Raw genomic sequence first — 14515 nt, 5'->3', positions numbered from 1 at the left:
GCATAGGGTGGTGAGCGAGAGGGACTGGGGTGTCCCGACGCGCTCGCCGTGGTTCTCGGCCGGTGGCTCTCGGACACGCCGGTGACGGTGAAGCCATCGCAGCGGCTGAGAGCCCCGACCGGGTTCCATTTCAGATGCTCGAGGCGTACGGGGAGACGGAACTCGTCAGTCGTCGCCAAGCGGACGAAGACGATGATGCGAGCAGATCAAGGATGTTCATCACGATCAAGCGGCGCAGATACCTACAATCCGCTCTCCTTCGATCTTGAGCAGCATCCTGACCGGCTGGAGCCGTTCGGTCGCCACCGCTTCGGCAGCCCGGATGTCCAGGCCGATCTGTTCCTTGCAGAATGCCACCTCGCCCACCAGCGCTTCATTCCACGCAAGCAGGGTCAGCTTGCGCTCGTTCAGGGTCGCCGTGGTGTTCCAGAACGACGAGAGGCCCTTCACCTTCTCCCGGACGAACCGGTCGGTCTCCTTGAGCAGGTCGCCGCTTTCATCGAGCCTGCCGAGCGCCTCCTGGATGCTGCGCTTCCGGTTCTCCTTCAAGCGCTCCTCACCCGGGAAGACGACCAGCAGCTGCCAGCCGCAGGCGCGGGCGCGGATGCAGAGCAGCAGCTGGCGGTACAGCTCCTCGAGCTGCTTCTGGTGCGCCTTGATCGCATCCTGCGTGCCCTTGGTCCCGAACGTGTCCGAGCCTTTGACGTCGAGGATCTCCCGGGTCTCGTGGCGGATGTCCTTGAGCAGGTGCTCCTGGATCGGGAGCAGATGCGCCTCGTGATGCTCGATTTGGTTCCGGATGCTGTCGGACAGCTCTCCGGCCAGCACCGACGGCGCGATCTGCTCGAAGTAGCGAAGGGCACCGGTGAGAACCGACCGGCGCTCGTCGGTCAGAAAGCGTTGGATTCGGTCGACCGACGCCTTGATTTCCGACAGCTTGTGGCTGATGTCGGCCAAGTGCTTTTGCGCGACGGCGACGGACGCAATCTGGAACAACGCCCCTGCACTCACGACGTTCGACAGGTTGGCGGCTTCGAAGAGTCGGGCCTGCTCCACGATTTTCCCTTCAGCCCCGCGCACCCAGCCCCTGAAACCACCGCCGATGGCCTCGGCGAGCGGACCGTTCACCACCACCTCCATGTAATTGGTCGTTGAGACCTGGAGCGCGGTCCCCAGTGCCGGAACGGCCTGGAGCAGCGGGTTCAGCCTGCTGATGCCGTCGCCCGACACCGCGACAGGATTCCAGGCTTGGTCGCTTGGCTCCGGAATGCGCGCCAGCGACAGCACCGGCTTGTCCGCGGAGGCGCCGATGATGAGTGGCGCTGATCGGATGTCCGACGGAACCGATGACGTAGATGCGGCCGGAACCGGAAGGCCCGGGCCATGGACGGTGACGTCGGCCCCTGGGGTGGCCGCTTCGGCGGACCACTCGGACGCAGGTAACGCCGCAAGCGGCGCCGCACACCCCGCCGCCGACAGCCTGTCCAGATGCTTTCTACGAAGGTAGGCGAGGTGCAGGACGCAGGGGACGGTCACCTTGAACAGCGGCTCCGCCAGAGTGAACCCCGATGCGCTCTCCTCCAGCGGACGGAACACGGCGCGGGAGAGAAACGAGGTCGCCTCCTCCCTGGCTATGGACGCCACGCTGGCGGCCTTGCTGGCAACCTCCTGTGCCTTCGCGACAACGGTGGCCTGCTCTCCGGAACGCGACGCCGTCAACTTCTCACCCAAACGGGCGGCTCGGGAAAACAGGGAGTTCGCTCTCTCCTTGGCCGCCGTCACCACGCTGGCGGCCTTGTCGGAGACCTCGCGCACCGTTCCTACGACGGCCGCCTGTTCGTCCAGGCTCAGCGCCGCCACCTTCTGGCGCAGATCAACCGCATGGGAGAGCAGGGAGCTCACGCCTTCCCTGGCCGTGGTCGCGAGGGTAGAGGCCTTGCCGGAGGCCTCCTCCCGCGCCTGCGCCAGGATCGCCTCCCGCTCTTCCGGGCTCAGCGCCGTTAACTCCTGGCCCAGGTGAATGGTCAGCACGTTGCGTTCGTTTTTGGCGGTCTGTCCAACTTCGTATGGAACGTCGAGCTTCTTGCAGACCTCGACGACCAGGTCGTCATAGGAAGGACCTTCCCCGCGGGCAGCGCCAACCGCGGGGCTGTCACCGCAGTGACGAAGCGCATCGCCGATCAGACGATGGTATCTCGAGTGCTGGGGACGGTGATTCCGGTAGTCTTCGTCGGCCTCGAGGAACGTCGGTACAGCGTCGGCAATGCGCGTGACCAGAGGTTCGAGATCGTCATCGGAGCAGACCGACAGCAGGGCGTAGAGGTCGCCCCGGCGAATAGTCTCGATCACGTCGCTCATGTGAATTTCCCTTTACCTGCGGCCCGCGCCCCGCGCCTTGACGGCCAAGGAGCCTATCCCGCCATGCGGGCGGCGGGAAGGAACATTCACTCATCGCGTGCTTTTGCGCTTCTCCAGGTGCAAGGAGGTTGATTGCCAGCCCAATGGGTCGGCCTGAACGTCAGCTAAAAACATGTAGGGCGGCACCAGAGTTCGGATGTCGGACGTCATCGTTCCCCTCCCCTGCATTCCCCACTTGCGACCAGGACCCGGCGCGACGGCACACACCGTCGTCATGCTCCTTTACGCTGGCCGCCATGACCTGAATGGACGCTGGTCACGGCGGTCAGGATGTCAGCCGGTCAAGCCTCAGCTGCAACCGCCTGCGGTCGACCCTGAAGGCGCGCAGCAGTGTGAGGGCCCGCAGTGCGTGCCGCGCATACACGGCGAAGGCCGCACCCGCGACGATGAGCACCGCTCCCGCGACCAAGCGAACAGCATCCGGGGAAAATTCCATCGCGTCAGGCCTCACTCCGCCTTGGCCGCAAACGTGCCCGACGCGCTTGCTCCCAGTACCCGCTGGGGTCGAGGGCAACGTTTCGCCAATGGTCTCGCCACGTCACGTAGCGCGGGCACGCGGCGGCAAGGGCTGCATCCAGTCGGCCATAGCGGAACAGAGCGGTGTCGGCCAACGAGACGATAAGCGGATTCGGCTGCATCCGGGCATCATCGTCCTGACGAAGGAGTGCGGCGACGGCATCCGCTTCGGCACCTGGCCCAGCCTCGTCGGCGATGATGGCCAACGCGACCGCGGCCGACCGGGAGACGCCGTGCTGGCAATGCACGGCAAGCACTCCCTCAGGGACCCGAGGACCGCGACAACGTGCTCGACGACCTGGGGCACCTTCGCCAAGGCGGTGTCGTGCCGCAGGCGCGACATCTCCTTGAACGCCGCGCTGCGACCAGCTTTCAGGTTGGCTACCGCCGCCCGGTATGCAGCCTCGTTGCCACCCTTCTTTGCCAAATCAACGATGGAGCGCAGGCGCGTCTCCTCCTGCTCAGCACGCTTGAGCGCCTCACGTTCCGCGACGACGACGTTGCCGAGAGCCGGGCTGTCGCAGGGAAGCTCGACGACGGAGAACCGCTTCTCCGGCAGATCGGTCAGGACATCGGCCTTGAGGCGGCGCACCATCACGGACTGGCGCAGGACGCCCTGAAGCTCTTCCAGATTGCTGGCGCCGCTGGCGTCGAACCCGAACCGCGTGTGGCGCCCATCGCAGTACCGGCTGGCGAAGCGGAAATAGTTGCTCGCCTCCGGCAACCCCATTGCGTGCAGCATCGGGTAAAGTTCGATGGGCCGGTTCAGGATCGGCGTGCCGGTCAGGAACAGCCGACGCTTGGCCGGGATCGGCGACTGCCCCTTGCCGCCCAGGGCGGCTTTGGTCCGAGCCGTCTTCTCGTCCTTGAGCGCGTGCGACTCATCGTAGACGACGATATCCCACTGCACCGACCGCAGGCGGTCACTCAACTTTGACAGAATATCATAGTTGATGACCACAATATCGGCTTCGGGCCAGTGCTTCGTGGTCGCAATGCCGACGGTGAGCGGCTTGATCAGCCACTTGGTGAGCTCTCCGCGCCAGTTGATCAGCGCGATCTTCGGACCAACGATGAGCGCACGCGCCCGGTCGCGAGCGGCAAGCTCAGTGTTGATGATGCCGATGGCCTGGATCGTCTTCCCCAGGCCCATCTCGTCCGCGATCAGGACGTCCTTGCGCGCCATCGCGTAGGCGATGCCAGCCTTCTGGTACGGCAGATAGGACAGCCCGGTCGGGACGGGGATCTCGACGTTGGCATCCGTCGCTCGCGACGCAGCCGCCGAAGCCTGCTGAAGAGCCGTTGCAGCGGCCGCCGCCGCGCGCAGTCCGGTGGCCGTCTTCAGGTCGGCATGGTCCGCGAGCTTGACCGCGATCAGCGGGTCCGTCGTCCACCAGTGCTTCAGGGGCGCAGGCGCCCAGCGGAAGCCAGCACCCTTCGGCAGGTGGCGCTCGGAGAACTCGGTTCGGCACTCCCAGTGGCCCGTGCCCGCGTTGTAGTTCAGGTTCATGATGTCACCGTGCGGTGCAGGGGTTGAGGGGAAGCGGCTGACCTGTGGCGGGATGGAAGATGCTCGTGGGGGCTCATTGCACGCCCCCCTCTGTTGCGACCCGTCGCGCAGTGGCCTCGCTTCCCGCACAGCCGTTGCGCAGCACGGCGCCATCCGGCAGAGAGCGCACGGTCCAGAGCCAGCAATACGTAGCCTCTACGAGTTCGACAGCGACCAGACGCGCCCCTGTGCGACCGATGACAATTCCGGTCTCGATGATGATGCGGCGGTTGGTAACCGCGTTCCAGAATTCGCGGCGGCTCAAACGCTGCCTCCCTCGGACTGGACGGCAGCTCGGCCCTTGTCCGTCAGACTCCATTCGTACATGCGGCTGTTCGCCTTGCTCGGCTTGCCCGTGACCATGCCGATCCGTGACAGCTGATTGAGGCAGTTCCCGATACGGTCCTTGTTCGCCACGGTCGGCGGGATGTGTTCGTGTACGGCCTCGACGACATCAGCCGTCGTGAGCGGGCCGAGGGTGTCGTACTCAGCGAGCACACGGCGAATGGTGGCAGGCAGGTCGCCACGGCGACTGCCGAGAGCACCGACACGAACCGGTGGCGAAGCAGAAGGCGGAAGCACCTGAGACGCCACGGCAGGCGCCGCTGCACGACTACGCTGCCCACCGATGACCTGCATTGCCTGTTCAAGCGCATCCAGATCGTTGGCGACCGTTTGCTGCGTCCGTTCCAGCCGAGCCAACTGCTCGGCCAACTCATCGCGGCGCTGGCGCAGTCCTAAGATGAGGGTATCGGCCGGGACGTTGAGGATATGGCTCATGGATCACCCCCTCGGCTTCATCTTGGTCGCAGTACGGTCGACGTCCGGGGTATAGGTGTGCGCGGCGTAGTCCAGGACGCCGCGCAGGCGGATAACGGAACGATGGTAGCCGCTACGCGGCCCGCGGTAGCGCCCCTGACGGCGAATGACCGTGCCGCCGACGTTGGGGCCATACACCCGGCTGGCGGATCGCCTGCTTAGGCGATTCCGCCCGCACGCGCGGCAAAGAGGATTTTGGCGGCTCATGCGGCACCTCCCGCATACAGAGCCACAATCTTGTTCGCCTGCGAGCGCAACAGGGCCACTGCAAGTTCATTGTTGCCGATGCCGACCGGCATGGGCTGCCCACTCGGTTGGAGGGCGTCAACCGCCTGGAAGATGGCGCGGGCAGCCAGAAGCAGCGTACCGTCAGCCACGTCTTCCGCATCGAGTGCACGGACGGCAACATCAAGGATTCTGTGCGCTTCCAGCAAGATCGGGTCCGGCCCAGGAGGATCCATGCGGGCGGGAAGCGTTTCCAAGATTACAAGGGCGGCATATGCAGCCGTGATCGCGGTTTCGAGCGGGGTATCCATCACAGACCCTCCCCTTCCCGGAACTCGACATGCAAAGGCAGAGGCGGCGCGATGTTTCCAATCTGGGCAGTAATGGCGATACGCTCCTCCTCCGAGATCCACTCGACATCCTCAGCCGAGCAGTAGACCTCCCCGTCCTCATGTTCGAAGGGGAAGTTAAGCTCCGTAAGGACGTCGCCATCCGGCTTGACGACAAACCAGTCTTCGTCCTCGAATTCGTCCAAGTGCCAGAGCGCCACGTAGACTGCCGTGCAGGCATCCAAGGTCGGCAGGCCGTCAGCTCGAAATTTGTTGCGCCAAGTACGTAGCGAATAGCTGTTTTTCATCACTTGATGTCCTCGGCCTGACTGAAAGAGTTATGTGCTATGGCGCGCATGGACTTGAGAGACGCCTGGATGTCCTCGATCAAATAGATCACCAACGCGGTTGACGGTTAACGGGCTGTCCCCGCCAAACCCGCATCACCGGAGCCTCAGCGAGCGCAGCGATGCGTGCCTTCAGCGTGCGATGGCCGCAACGCGCGTTTGCCCGTCGTGCCCGGCTCCTCAGCAGGTACGGCTACCTGCTGGATCGCTGCCCACCCTGAGAGCACCTAATCAGACCTGATATCCGGTGCCTTCACGGTGGGGTCGCCCGCCCCGCTCCCAAGCCATCAGAAGCGGCAACGATCAATATGTAACCCATCGATTCAAATTACGCAACGCTAAATGAAACGTAACGTTACTTTACGCTTGACAAGCATGCCGCATCAAACAACCAAGCCACTGTATTAAATCCACGATCGCTCCGCGGGATTTTTTTTCGGGGATTTTCGTAATCGAAGAGGGTGATCATCCAGAGAAATCATTGACAGAAGCGCCGATGCAGGACATATACTGCGCCGCCGATTTTTGTCCGACAGAACTTCAGCACTATGGCGTGATTCCAGGAGGGCGGCATGGAGATGGTCGAGAGCGGAGCGGTGGCCGATGCGATCGTGGCAGCGTTGGAGATGCGAGGCATCACGGGGGCCTCGGCGGATGCGGACTACAACCTCGTGTGGGTCAAGGTGAACGGCGTCGTTGTGGGCATCATCTCCAGATACGACGGGTGCGAAGCGGACACCTTCGCCATCATCGACCGCTTTGGTGACAACTACGGGGGCGACGACTATGGCTACACGCTCGACGAGGCCGTGGCCGCCGCGGCTGTCTACATCCAGGATGGCAAGACGTACGACACCCGAGCTTCGACCAACGTTCTGGTCGACGACGGCAAGTCCGAGGACCTGAATTGGAACACCGTCGACCTGAGCGATGGCATCGACAATTTCCTGGAGGCCGAGGCCGGGGAACTGCGTGATGACGCCTTCCGGGGTGACCTTGACACCATGAATTGGGAGGACGCAGAGGTCTACGTCCGCATTCTCCCTGAGGGCGAGAACGTGGAGCTCGCCCGCGCCCCGGTCTTCACCGATTCCGAAGGCCCGGAATCCTATGAGGCCAAGCGCAAGGACGGGCTGGAGTCCGACCTGGAAGCCGAGGTCATCCTGTCCCTCAGCGCCATCCGGAGCGAAGCTGGCCTTGGTGACGATGAAGACATCGAAGCCCTCGTAAACGCCATCGAGGAGGCCATTGGCACTTGGTCGAACGGCGAGAACTGCCTGGGGCTGAACATCTTCAGCTGTCAGGTCGGAACGGCCGACGAGGACGACGATGGGGAGATCCAGGTCTCGGTCTCTTGCGACCGCGAGATCTTCCAGGACGACGCGGCCAAGCTCCAGGATGAGCTTAAAGAGTTCGTGCGCGACACCATCGCGGGGGTCATCGCCGACGGGGCCTGGGAGAACGAAAGCGAGTAAGGGGATTGAAGGGTGCACTTGGTGCTCAGCTGGTGCACCTGCGATGAACGGATACCGGATGGATAGCGGATGACCGCGGAGCAGATGAAGAAGATGGGTCGTCCTCGCAAGCTGGCGGAGGACCAAGCCAAGCTGGGGGTGCGCCTGGAGCAACGCGACCTGGCCATCATCGACATGCGCAGCCGCGGGGAGAGGGGCCGCTCGGAGGCGCTGCGCGACCTACTGCGCCGATACTCCGCCATCATCGAGGCCGCGACACCGCGCCTGTCAAGCCACGCTTGGTCGTTTGCCATCTATGCCCTGCAAGGGATGCTGGACGACGAGGCCGATGACACCCCGGAGTTCGTCCTCACGTTCGATATGTCGCCCGGTACCGTCCGAACGACGCTGCACGATGAACTCAAGGCATCGGTGCTGCCCGAGCAGATAGAGCAAGCCTGGAGCGAATACGCCGACCTGTCCGATGTGGAGCTGCTGACCATGGTCGATGTCGCCCAGCGACTATGGTCCTTGCCCGACGGCGAGCGCACACTGGACCGTGTCCTGGACTGGCGGCACGTGAGCGATTGGGCCGCGCCTGACAACCATGATGAGCTGGCCTCTGAATGACTGGGCAGGCCCGCAGCTCCAATGTTGTCGGTGGAGCGAAGCTGTAAAGGCCTACACTGAATTAGGTCAAAGCTAACGCTCCACAGCAGCTTCCGCCTTCTCGGCTTTGATCTTAGCTCCGTTTACGATCGCGTCGAAGATTGGTAGATCATCCACTAGGGTATCTAGTGCCCGCTTCAGCGGCGCCAGTGCCTCTACCCAGTCCTCATTCTCCCAGGCTGAGGCCAACTTGTCGGCGGGCAACACCACCGGGCGGAAGAAGACGCCCTTGCCTTCGTGGACCCAACCACGCCCGTCGAGTTGCTGGCCAAGCTCAACCAGCCCCTTGGCATAAGCGTTCCACCCCGTTTTCCCCCCAAACCAGGCGTGCTCAACCAAGAAGCGGAATCCCCAATCCGCTTGCCCTGCTCCGAACAGGTCAGCGATCTCAAACGAGTGGCCCTCCCAGTTCGCGCGCCGACCAAATCCGAACCATGCGTACCATTTGTCCTCTTCCGGCGCCTTCCATTGGCGTGGAGCCACCCACAGATCATCAAACTGCCCGGAGACGTCAGCCTTGCCTGACCAGTTTCGGGCCTCCAGCCAGGAGGACACAACCTGCCCGATCTCGGTGCGAATCAGCGGGTCGATCTGGTCTTCGAAGAAGACGACCGCCCTGTTGAAGAGAGCCAAGTCATTGAGAATGATGGCTCCAGCTTTGCAATCGTCCGCATCCATCGTGCGGGTCTCCTGTTCAGAAGTTGGTGATGTGTCTAGCGAATGTGGTCGCCAGGAAATGCGGGACGCCCGCAGGCGTGCGGCCTTCTAAAGTTCGACCTTTTGCGGAAACCGCCCGACGCAGCCCTGTGGCGATCATCGACCACGCAAATGGGACGACGTATCCGCCGTACTCACCAGCGGTTACCGGTAGCCGTCCACTGGGCGTCAAAAGCGCGAGCGCCCAGGGTCTGCCGCATGCCCGTTCGGCGGCGATCCGGCAGTAGCGCTCCATTTGGCCCGGCTGCTCCGGCGCATCGATCTTCACCTCGACAACGACGATGAAAGTTGGGTCATCCACCTGGATGTCGACACGGTTGGCTCTTGATCCATCCGGGCACTCCTCGACGGCCACAGTGCAGCGGAGCGATGGCCGTTCCGGGAAGTCCAGCAGGCGACCTCGTATGCGGTCGAGGAGAGACACCAGAAGGGCATCGCCGCACCCGTGGCCGCCCCTCGGATCCAAGAACCACGCCAACACTGAAGCATTGCGCACTTCATCCCGCCGGAGAGCAGCAGCGGCCCAAGGGTTGCCAAACAGCCCCGCGTCCCAGCAGTCGGTGAGCGGGCCTCGCAATTCTCCAAACCAGCTTATTAAGGAAGACGTCTGCCCCACACCGAATTGCGCTTTGGGCAGTTCAGGTCCAACGTGACCAAAGTTGAGCCCGCGCAATGTGTCGAACACGGCGGGGAGTTGCTCGGCGAGGAGCGGGCGCTCACGGGCCATGACCGGGCGAAGCTGACTGAAGAATGCTGCCAGTTCCAAGGCCGCCGGAGGTCCCAAAGCCTCCCCATCCTCTCCGTTCATCCTGAGTCCCCGGACGTGCAGTTGGTTGCAAGATAGCAACCACACTCAACCCCGGCAAGCGCTCGATGTCCACCACACGCTCAATGCAGTTCCGAGCGCCGCCAATTCCATGTACGAGCTTGTTTCAACTTCGTGCGGCCTACAGCTTCGAGGCTTCCGCCGTATCGATTCCCGAGTAGGTGACCGTGAACTGCCCCTTGAGCTCTTTCTTCGCGCTGGGCAGGAGCATGCAGGTGAGTTCGATGCGCGTGGGACCAAGCACCCAGAGGCGAGAGAACGAAGAAGAGACGGTGTTCCGCTCTTCCTTCGAGGACGCGGGCGCTCCGTACCGGGACATCAGCATGTCGGTGAAATTGTAGTAGGCCTCCAGACAGCCGCGGCCATCGCTCGACTTATCGAGCATACCGAGCGAGTACAACCCGCCGCCCTTGTCGAACCAAAACTTCATTAGAAAGTCGTGCTGGGCGACCGTGTAGCTGTCGAGCACCAGCAAGAGGCTGTTGCCGTAGCCGTCCTTCTCCGGCTTCACCATCCGCTTCGAGCCCGGCACCGCCCCAAGCACATCATCCGCCGACATTCCCCACCGTGCCCCCTGCCATCCTGACACGGCATCACCGGCGGCAGCCGGAACAGTCATCCAAAGGGTGAAGATAAGAGCACCAACCATGAGCAGCGAGCGAAGCATCGCCTTCCCTCCTGACAATCGACAAGGCCGAGCCCAAGGTACATGCAGCGCGGTCAGGTTGTCGTGGGCCAGATCAACGCGACATGGGTCGCATCCTGTTGCGATCGTCCGCGGTCCAGGTGCATTAGAAGCGCCGTAGACATCTGCCTCCGCGCCACCAGTCGACGCTCCATTCCTGCGGTCGCGCTGGTCGTAACGGCGCCCCAGGGCGGGAAGGCCACGGTCAAGGACCTGCGCTTCCGCTGCTCGTGCTGCGACGAAAGAAGCGTCCACGTCGAGCCAGAGCCCGCGTGCCGCTGAAGCAGGCTGACACGGTTCGCCATCACTGCCTGCTGAGCGCGCTTACCATATGCGACCGGACTGGCGCCGCAACATCGCCTGCTGGCGGCGAACAGCGCCAAGCCCGGCAAACCGATTGATGAGCAGGGCGCCAACCACTTGGTCCGGCGCCATTGCGTCGAGCCAAGCGCCCGCCCTGATGCGCCCACGGTCCCTGAATCGTCTCGGAAAGCACGCCTTGACGACCGCTGCCGATCTGCGTCACAACGTTCCCCACACCAGCGAATATGGTGGTTTCAGTAGGATAGCCGTCCTGCTTTCGGTCAATGGGGAACCGTTGATGGATCAGGGCTGCCTCTGGGGGATCGTCTAGCGGTAGGACAGCGGACTCTGACTCCGCCAGCCTAGGTTCGAATCCTAGTCCCCCAACCACCTTCTCGGAAAAGCCCACATCCTTAGGATTCTACGGGTCGCGCGCATCCCGGCCGGCCCGAAGGGGCGTTCCGTGGCCAAGTTGGCCCAGCTCTGTTGGTGCATCGGATTCTGGCATCAGCGCCGTGACGGCCCGCGGCCTCTTTCATCTTCCGCATGATCCGACGTAGACGGTGGCACCTCCCCCAGCGGCGCCCGGCGGGTTGCCGACCCGTCCGCCGTGATTAGTCCCCAACGCGCAGCCAAATCGCCGGGTCGAGCAGCGCGGAGGCGCCGACCAGGATCTCGTCGACGGGCACGCCGCCCTCCGCCGCGAGGCGGACATGCAGCGGGTGACCGGGTTTCTCGACCAAGGCGACCACGACATAGACGTGTCCCGGCGTACTGGCGCGGGCAAACCGCTCTCCCATGGAAATTGGACGTTTACGAGCCATCATCGGCACCCGTCATCGCGGCGACCTCGTTGAGCAACCGTTCATGGTCCTTGCGACTGAACGCCCACCGACGGTGGCCATGCGCGTCAGCGCGGCAAACCCAAGCGTCGTGAAGGCGGCGGTCGGCCAAGGTTCGTCGAGATCGTTGAAGGACGGCCACCCGCGATCACGCACGAACTGAACAGCCGCCGGCACCTTTGGTTGCCCCTTGAGTGCACCCGTTGAGCAGCGCCGGGCTAGGAGCCCGTCGTGGATCGGACGGGCGGTGCCGAAGCGGAGCACGAACTCTCACCGGAGCGGGGCGTGTTCCTTGCGGTGAAATCGAGGGCGTCGATCATCGCGGCGCCAGGCGCGTGGAGCACGCGGAATGGCATTGGGCTTTTCCGATCGAAGGTTTCCGACGCCCGAATGCCGCACGCCCGCCATGGGAAAATGCCTCCGGCATGCATCGGAGCGGTCTGGACCCACGCGCTTGCGTCCGTTCTGGATACGCGAGCGCGCACGGCGGCACGGGACCGGCGCGCACCGCCGGTTCGCCGGCAGGCTGTGACAGCGTGTCCCAGCCCCGGTGATGGCCGGGGACCGGAGAAAGTATTAGGATACACTTATGCGCAGAAGCGGCGTCCGGCCAAGCCCGCTATCGTCGGAAGCCCGGCGCTGAGTTCCACCATGGCCGCGTTGGTCATGCGGACTTCGCCGCCATGGCGGATGAGGGAAAGGATGCGGCATGACCAACGCATCGCCCGCGGCACCCCGCCGCCCCGACACCGGTCTCTGGCTCGCAGGCATCCTGGCCGCGCTCGCCGCCTGGGGGGTGCTCTACAACCAGCTCGTCCCTCTCTCCGACTGGGTGGTGGCGCGCCTGCCGCTGACACCCGGAAGCGCCGTGGCCGAGGCGGTGCGCTTCTTCGTTTATGACACGCCCAAGGTGCTGATGCTGCTGACGCTGGTGGTCTTCGCCATGGGCGTGGTGCGCAGCTACTTCTCGCCGGAGCGCACGCGGGCCCTATTGGCGGGCCGGCGCGAGGGGATCGGCAACGGGGCCGCTGCCGCGCTGGGCATCGTGACGCCATTCTGCTCGTGCTCCGCGGTGCCGCTGTTCATTGGGTTCGTGTCGGCCGGCGTGCCGCTGGGGGTGACCTTCTCGTTCCTGATCGCGGCGCCCATGATCAACGAGGTGGCGCTCGGCCTTTTGCTCGCCTTGGTCGGCTGGCGGGTCGCGCTCGCCTACCTCGCCTTCGGACTGGCGGTCGCCATGGTCTCCGGCTGGGTGATCGGCCGGCTGCGCCTGGAAGGCTGGCTGGAGCCGTGGGTTCTGGCCGTGCGGGCTGGCACGGCGGACCTTCCGGTGCGGGAGATGACCACGACCGACCGCATCCTGGCGGGGATCGAGGCGGTCCGGGACATCGTCGGCCGGGTCTGGGCCTGGATCATCGCGGGCATCGCCGTCGGCGCCCTGATCCACGGCTACGCGCCGGCCGACCTGCTCGCCGCCATCATGGGCCGGGAGGCGTGGTGGTCGGTGCCGGCCGCCGTGCTGGTGGGCATCCCGATGTATTCGAACGCCGCCGGCATCATCCCGGTGGTCGAGGCGCTGATCGGCAAGGGCGCGGCGATCGGGACGGTGCTGGCCTTCATGATGTCGGTCACCGCCCTGTCGCTGCCCGAGACGATCATCCTGCGCAAGGTGCTGACGGCCCGGCTGATCGCCGTCTTCGTCGGCGTGGTGGGCCTCGGCATCCTGGCGGTCGGCTTCCTGTTCAATGCCCTGTTCGCCTGACCGAAGGAGGACGTCATGAAGAACGTGAAGGTGCTCGGTCCCGGCTGCAAACGGTGCCAGACGACGGCGCAGATGGTCCAGGCCGAGGCCGACCGCCTGGGCGTGGCGGTGTGCATCGACAAGGTGACCGACTACGCGACCATCGCCGGCTACGGCATCGCCGCGACCCCTGGCGTCGTGGTGGACGGCAAGGTCGTCCACTCCGGCGGCCTGCCCAGGACGGAGGACATCGCCCGCTGGCTCGCGGCATGAGCCGCCGGCGGCCGGTCAGTGGTCGTAGTCGCCCTTGCCGGCCAAGCGGTGGCAGGCCTCGCAGTTGGCCTTGGAGCCGACCTCCTTGCGGCCCCAGACGTCGGCGCGGAAGTCGTGCTCGTGCAGCCACCAGCGCTGCTCGGTGATGCGCAGCAGGCGGCCGTCGCCGCGCCCGGCGTTGCGGGTGAGATAGGCGCGGATGTCGGCGGCGACGGCGTCCGGCAGGGTGGCCTTGTCGCCGAAATGGTCGGCCAGGCCGTCCATAATGCGGGTCCAGCTGGCGGCCGGCAGCAGCCCGGGCTGGTAGGCCATGTGGCACTCGCCGCATTCCTTCTGCGTGGCGGCATGGGTGACGGGCGGCACGCGTTCCATCTCGTCGGCCCATGCGGCTGTGGCGGCGAGCAGGAGGACGGCGGTGGCGACGATGTGCAGGTGGTTGGCGCGCAGGTGCATGGCGAACTCCCTCAGGCAGCCACCGCCGCCGGCCGCAGGGCGGCGTAGCGGCTGGAGAAGTACAGCAGCGGATCACCGTCGCGGTGCTCGAAACGCTCGACACGGCCCAGGAACATGAGGTGGTCGCCGGCCTCGAAGAGGTGCTCGACCGCGCATTCGAAGCGCGCCAGCGCGTCGTGCAGCAGCGGCATCCCGCCGCCGCCCGGCTCCCAGCCCACCCCGGCGAAGCGATCCTCGGCGCGCGAGGCGAAGCGGTCGGACAGCGCCTGCTGCCCGGCCGCCAGGACGTTGACGGCGAAGCGCGGCGATTCAAGGAACACCGGCAGCAGGGCGGAGCGTTGCATCAGCC

The 14515-nt window shown here is 64.6% G+C and carries 15 protein-coding genes and 1 tRNA gene; 5 read left to right on the top strand and 11 right to left on the bottom strand.

Annotation, left to right across the window (positions count from 1 at the left end):
- Positions 1-225: 225 nt before the first annotated feature.
- The 5 genes from ACRWK7_RS23130 to ACRWK7_RS23110 all read right to left on the bottom strand — a co-directional run bounded on the left by ACRWK7_RS23130 (position 226) and on the right by ACRWK7_RS23110 (position 6164).
- Complete coding sequence (locus ACRWK7_RS23130; protein ID WP_431858669.1) at positions 226-2358, bottom strand: hypothetical protein; 2133 nt, start codon at positions 2356-2358, stop codon at positions 226-228.
- Between the two features lie 598 nt (positions 2359-2956).
- A complete protein-coding gene (locus ACRWK7_RS23125) occupies positions 2957-4444 on the bottom strand; it encodes an SNF2-related protein (protein WP_431858668.1) in 1488 nt (495 codons plus the stop codon).
- A gap of 300 nt (positions 4445-4744) precedes the next feature.
- Positions 4745-5263, bottom strand: coding sequence for a hypothetical protein (locus ACRWK7_RS23120; RefSeq protein ID WP_431858667.1), 519 nt, complete (start codon positions 5261-5263; stop codon positions 4745-4747).
- 242 nt (positions 5264-5505) lie between these two features.
- On the bottom strand, positions 5506-5838 hold the full coding sequence (locus ACRWK7_RS23115) for a hypothetical protein (protein WP_431858666.1): 333 nt from the start codon (positions 5836-5838) through the stop codon (positions 5506-5508).
- Complete coding sequence (locus ACRWK7_RS23110) at positions 5838-6164, bottom strand: hypothetical protein (protein ID WP_431858664.1); 327 nt, start codon at positions 6162-6164, stop codon at positions 5838-5840. The genes ACRWK7_RS23115 and ACRWK7_RS23110 overlap by 1 nt, the downstream gene beginning before the upstream one ends.
- A 611-nt stretch (positions 6165-6775) precedes the next feature.
- On the opposite strand from ACRWK7_RS23110, the gene ACRWK7_RS23105 reads away from it, so the two are divergent.
- Together ACRWK7_RS23105 and ACRWK7_RS23100 are read left to right on the top strand one after the other, a co-directional pair.
- Positions 6776-7678: a hypothetical protein gene (locus ACRWK7_RS23105; protein ID WP_431858663.1), complete on the top strand. Its 903-nt coding sequence runs from the start codon at positions 6776-6778 to the stop codon at positions 7676-7678.
- 69 nt (positions 7679-7747) lie between these two features.
- On the top strand, positions 7748-8287 hold the full coding sequence (locus ACRWK7_RS23100; RefSeq protein ID WP_431858661.1) for a hypothetical protein: 540 nt from the start codon (positions 7748-7750) through the stop codon (positions 8285-8287).
- Positions 8288-8359: 72 nt separating this feature from the next.
- Here ACRWK7_RS23100 and ACRWK7_RS23095 read toward each other — a convergent pair whose 3' ends face one another.
- The 3 genes from ACRWK7_RS23095 to ACRWK7_RS23085 form a co-directional block, all read right to left on the bottom strand.
- Entirely contained in the window at positions 8360-9004 is a 645-nt protein-coding gene (locus ACRWK7_RS23095; protein WP_431858660.1) for a hypothetical protein, read from the bottom strand.
- 16 nt (positions 9005-9020) lie between these two features.
- Positions 9021-9851 (bottom strand): PD-(D/E)XK nuclease family protein, encoded by an 831-nt coding sequence (locus ACRWK7_RS23090; protein WP_431858659.1) that lies wholly within the window; start codon positions 9849-9851, stop codon positions 9021-9023.
- A 139-nt stretch (positions 9852-9990) separates the two neighbouring features.
- A complete protein-coding gene (locus tag ACRWK7_RS23085; protein WP_431858658.1) occupies positions 9991-10536 on the bottom strand; it encodes a hypothetical protein in 546 nt (181 codons plus the stop codon).
- Positions 10537-11173: 637 nt separating this feature from the next.
- Between ACRWK7_RS23085 and ACRWK7_RS23080 the strand changes: the two genes are divergently transcribed.
- Positions 11174-11247, top strand: a tRNA-Gln gene (locus ACRWK7_RS23080).
- A 224-nt stretch (positions 11248-11471) separates the two neighbouring features.
- Here ACRWK7_RS23080 and ACRWK7_RS23075 read toward each other — a convergent pair.
- Positions 11472-11684, bottom strand: a complete 213-nt coding sequence (locus tag ACRWK7_RS23075; protein WP_431858657.1) for a hypothetical protein — start codon at positions 11682-11684, stop codon at positions 11472-11474.
- 724 nt (positions 11685-12408) lie between these two features.
- On the opposite strand from ACRWK7_RS23075, the gene ACRWK7_RS23070 reads away from it, so the two are divergent.
- Together ACRWK7_RS23070 and ACRWK7_RS23065 are read left to right on the top strand one after the other, a co-directional pair.
- Positions 12409-13461, top strand: a complete 1053-nt coding sequence (locus tag ACRWK7_RS23070; protein ID WP_431858656.1) for a permease — start codon at positions 12409-12411, stop codon at positions 13459-13461.
- Between the two features lie 15 nt (positions 13462-13476).
- A complete protein-coding gene (locus ACRWK7_RS23065) occupies positions 13477-13713 on the top strand; it encodes a thioredoxin family protein (protein ID WP_431858655.1) in 237 nt (78 codons plus the stop codon).
- A 15-nt stretch (positions 13714-13728) separates the two neighbouring features.
- On the opposite strand, the gene ACRWK7_RS23060 is transcribed toward ACRWK7_RS23065, so the two are convergent.
- Together ACRWK7_RS23060 and ACRWK7_RS23055 are read right to left on the bottom strand one after the other, a co-directional pair.
- Positions 13729-14166, bottom strand: coding sequence for a cytochrome C (locus tag ACRWK7_RS23060; RefSeq protein ID WP_431858654.1), 438 nt, complete (start codon positions 14164-14166; stop codon positions 13729-13731).
- 11 nt (positions 14167-14177) lie between these two features.
- Positions 14178-14515: flavin reductase family protein (locus tag ACRWK7_RS23055; RefSeq protein ID WP_431858653.1), on the bottom strand; the 338-nt coding region annotated here is incomplete at its 5' end.

It is taken from the genome of Azospirillum sp., assembly GCF_050789165.1.
Note: the sequence above shows the minus strand (reverse complement) of the source record. Positions and strands in the feature narration are given on the sequence as shown.

Excerpts from the sequence above, each read along its gene's own strand:
- ACRWK7_RS23110 (WP_431858664.1), bottom strand. The coding sequence starts at position 6,164 with ATGAAAAACAGCTATTCGCTACGTACTTGGCGCAACAAATTTCGAGCT.
- ACRWK7_RS23120 (WP_431858667.1), bottom strand. The coding sequence starts at position 5,263 with ATGAGCCATATCCTCAACGTCCCGGCCGATACCCTCATCTTAGGACTG.
- ACRWK7_RS23070 (WP_431858656.1), top strand. The coding sequence starts at position 12,409 with ATGACCAACGCATCGCCCGCGGCACCCCGCCGCCCCGACACCGGTCTC.
- ACRWK7_RS23130 (WP_431858669.1), bottom strand. The coding sequence starts at position 2,358 with ATGAGCGACGTGATCGAGACTATTCGCCGGGGCGACCTCTACGCCCTG.
- ACRWK7_RS23125 (WP_431858668.1), bottom strand. The coding sequence starts at position 4,444 with ATGAACCTGAACTACAACGCGGGCACGGGCCACTGGGAGTGCCGAACC.
- ACRWK7_RS23115 (WP_431858666.1), bottom strand. The coding sequence starts at position 5,838 with ATGGATACCCCGCTCGAAACCGCGATCACGGCTGCATATGCCGCCCTT.
- ACRWK7_RS23075 (WP_431858657.1), bottom strand. The coding sequence starts at position 11,684 with ATGATGGCTCGTAAACGTCCAATTTCCATGGGAGAGCGGTTTGCCCGC.
- ACRWK7_RS23090 (WP_431858659.1), bottom strand. The coding sequence starts at position 9,851 with ATGAACGGAGAGGATGGGGAGGCTTTGGGACCTCCGGCGGCCTTGGAA.
- ACRWK7_RS23060 (WP_431858654.1), bottom strand. The coding sequence starts at position 14,166 with ATGCACCTGCGCGCCAACCACCTGCACATCGTCGCCACCGCCGTCCTC.
- ACRWK7_RS23100 (WP_431858661.1), top strand. The coding sequence starts at position 7,748 with ATGACCGCGGAGCAGATGAAGAAGATGGGTCGTCCTCGCAAGCTGGCG.
- ACRWK7_RS23105 (WP_431858663.1), top strand. The coding sequence starts at position 6,776 with ATGGAGATGGTCGAGAGCGGAGCGGTGGCCGATGCGATCGTGGCAGCG.
- ACRWK7_RS23085 (WP_431858658.1), bottom strand. The coding sequence starts at position 10,536 with ATGCTTCGCTCGCTGCTCATGGTTGGTGCTCTTATCTTCACCCTTTGG.
- ACRWK7_RS23065 (WP_431858655.1), top strand. The coding sequence starts at position 13,477 with ATGAAGAACGTGAAGGTGCTCGGTCCCGGCTGCAAACGGTGCCAGACG.
- ACRWK7_RS23095 (WP_431858660.1), bottom strand. The coding sequence starts at position 9,004 with ATGGATGCGGACGATTGCAAAGCTGGAGCCATCATTCTCAATGACTTG.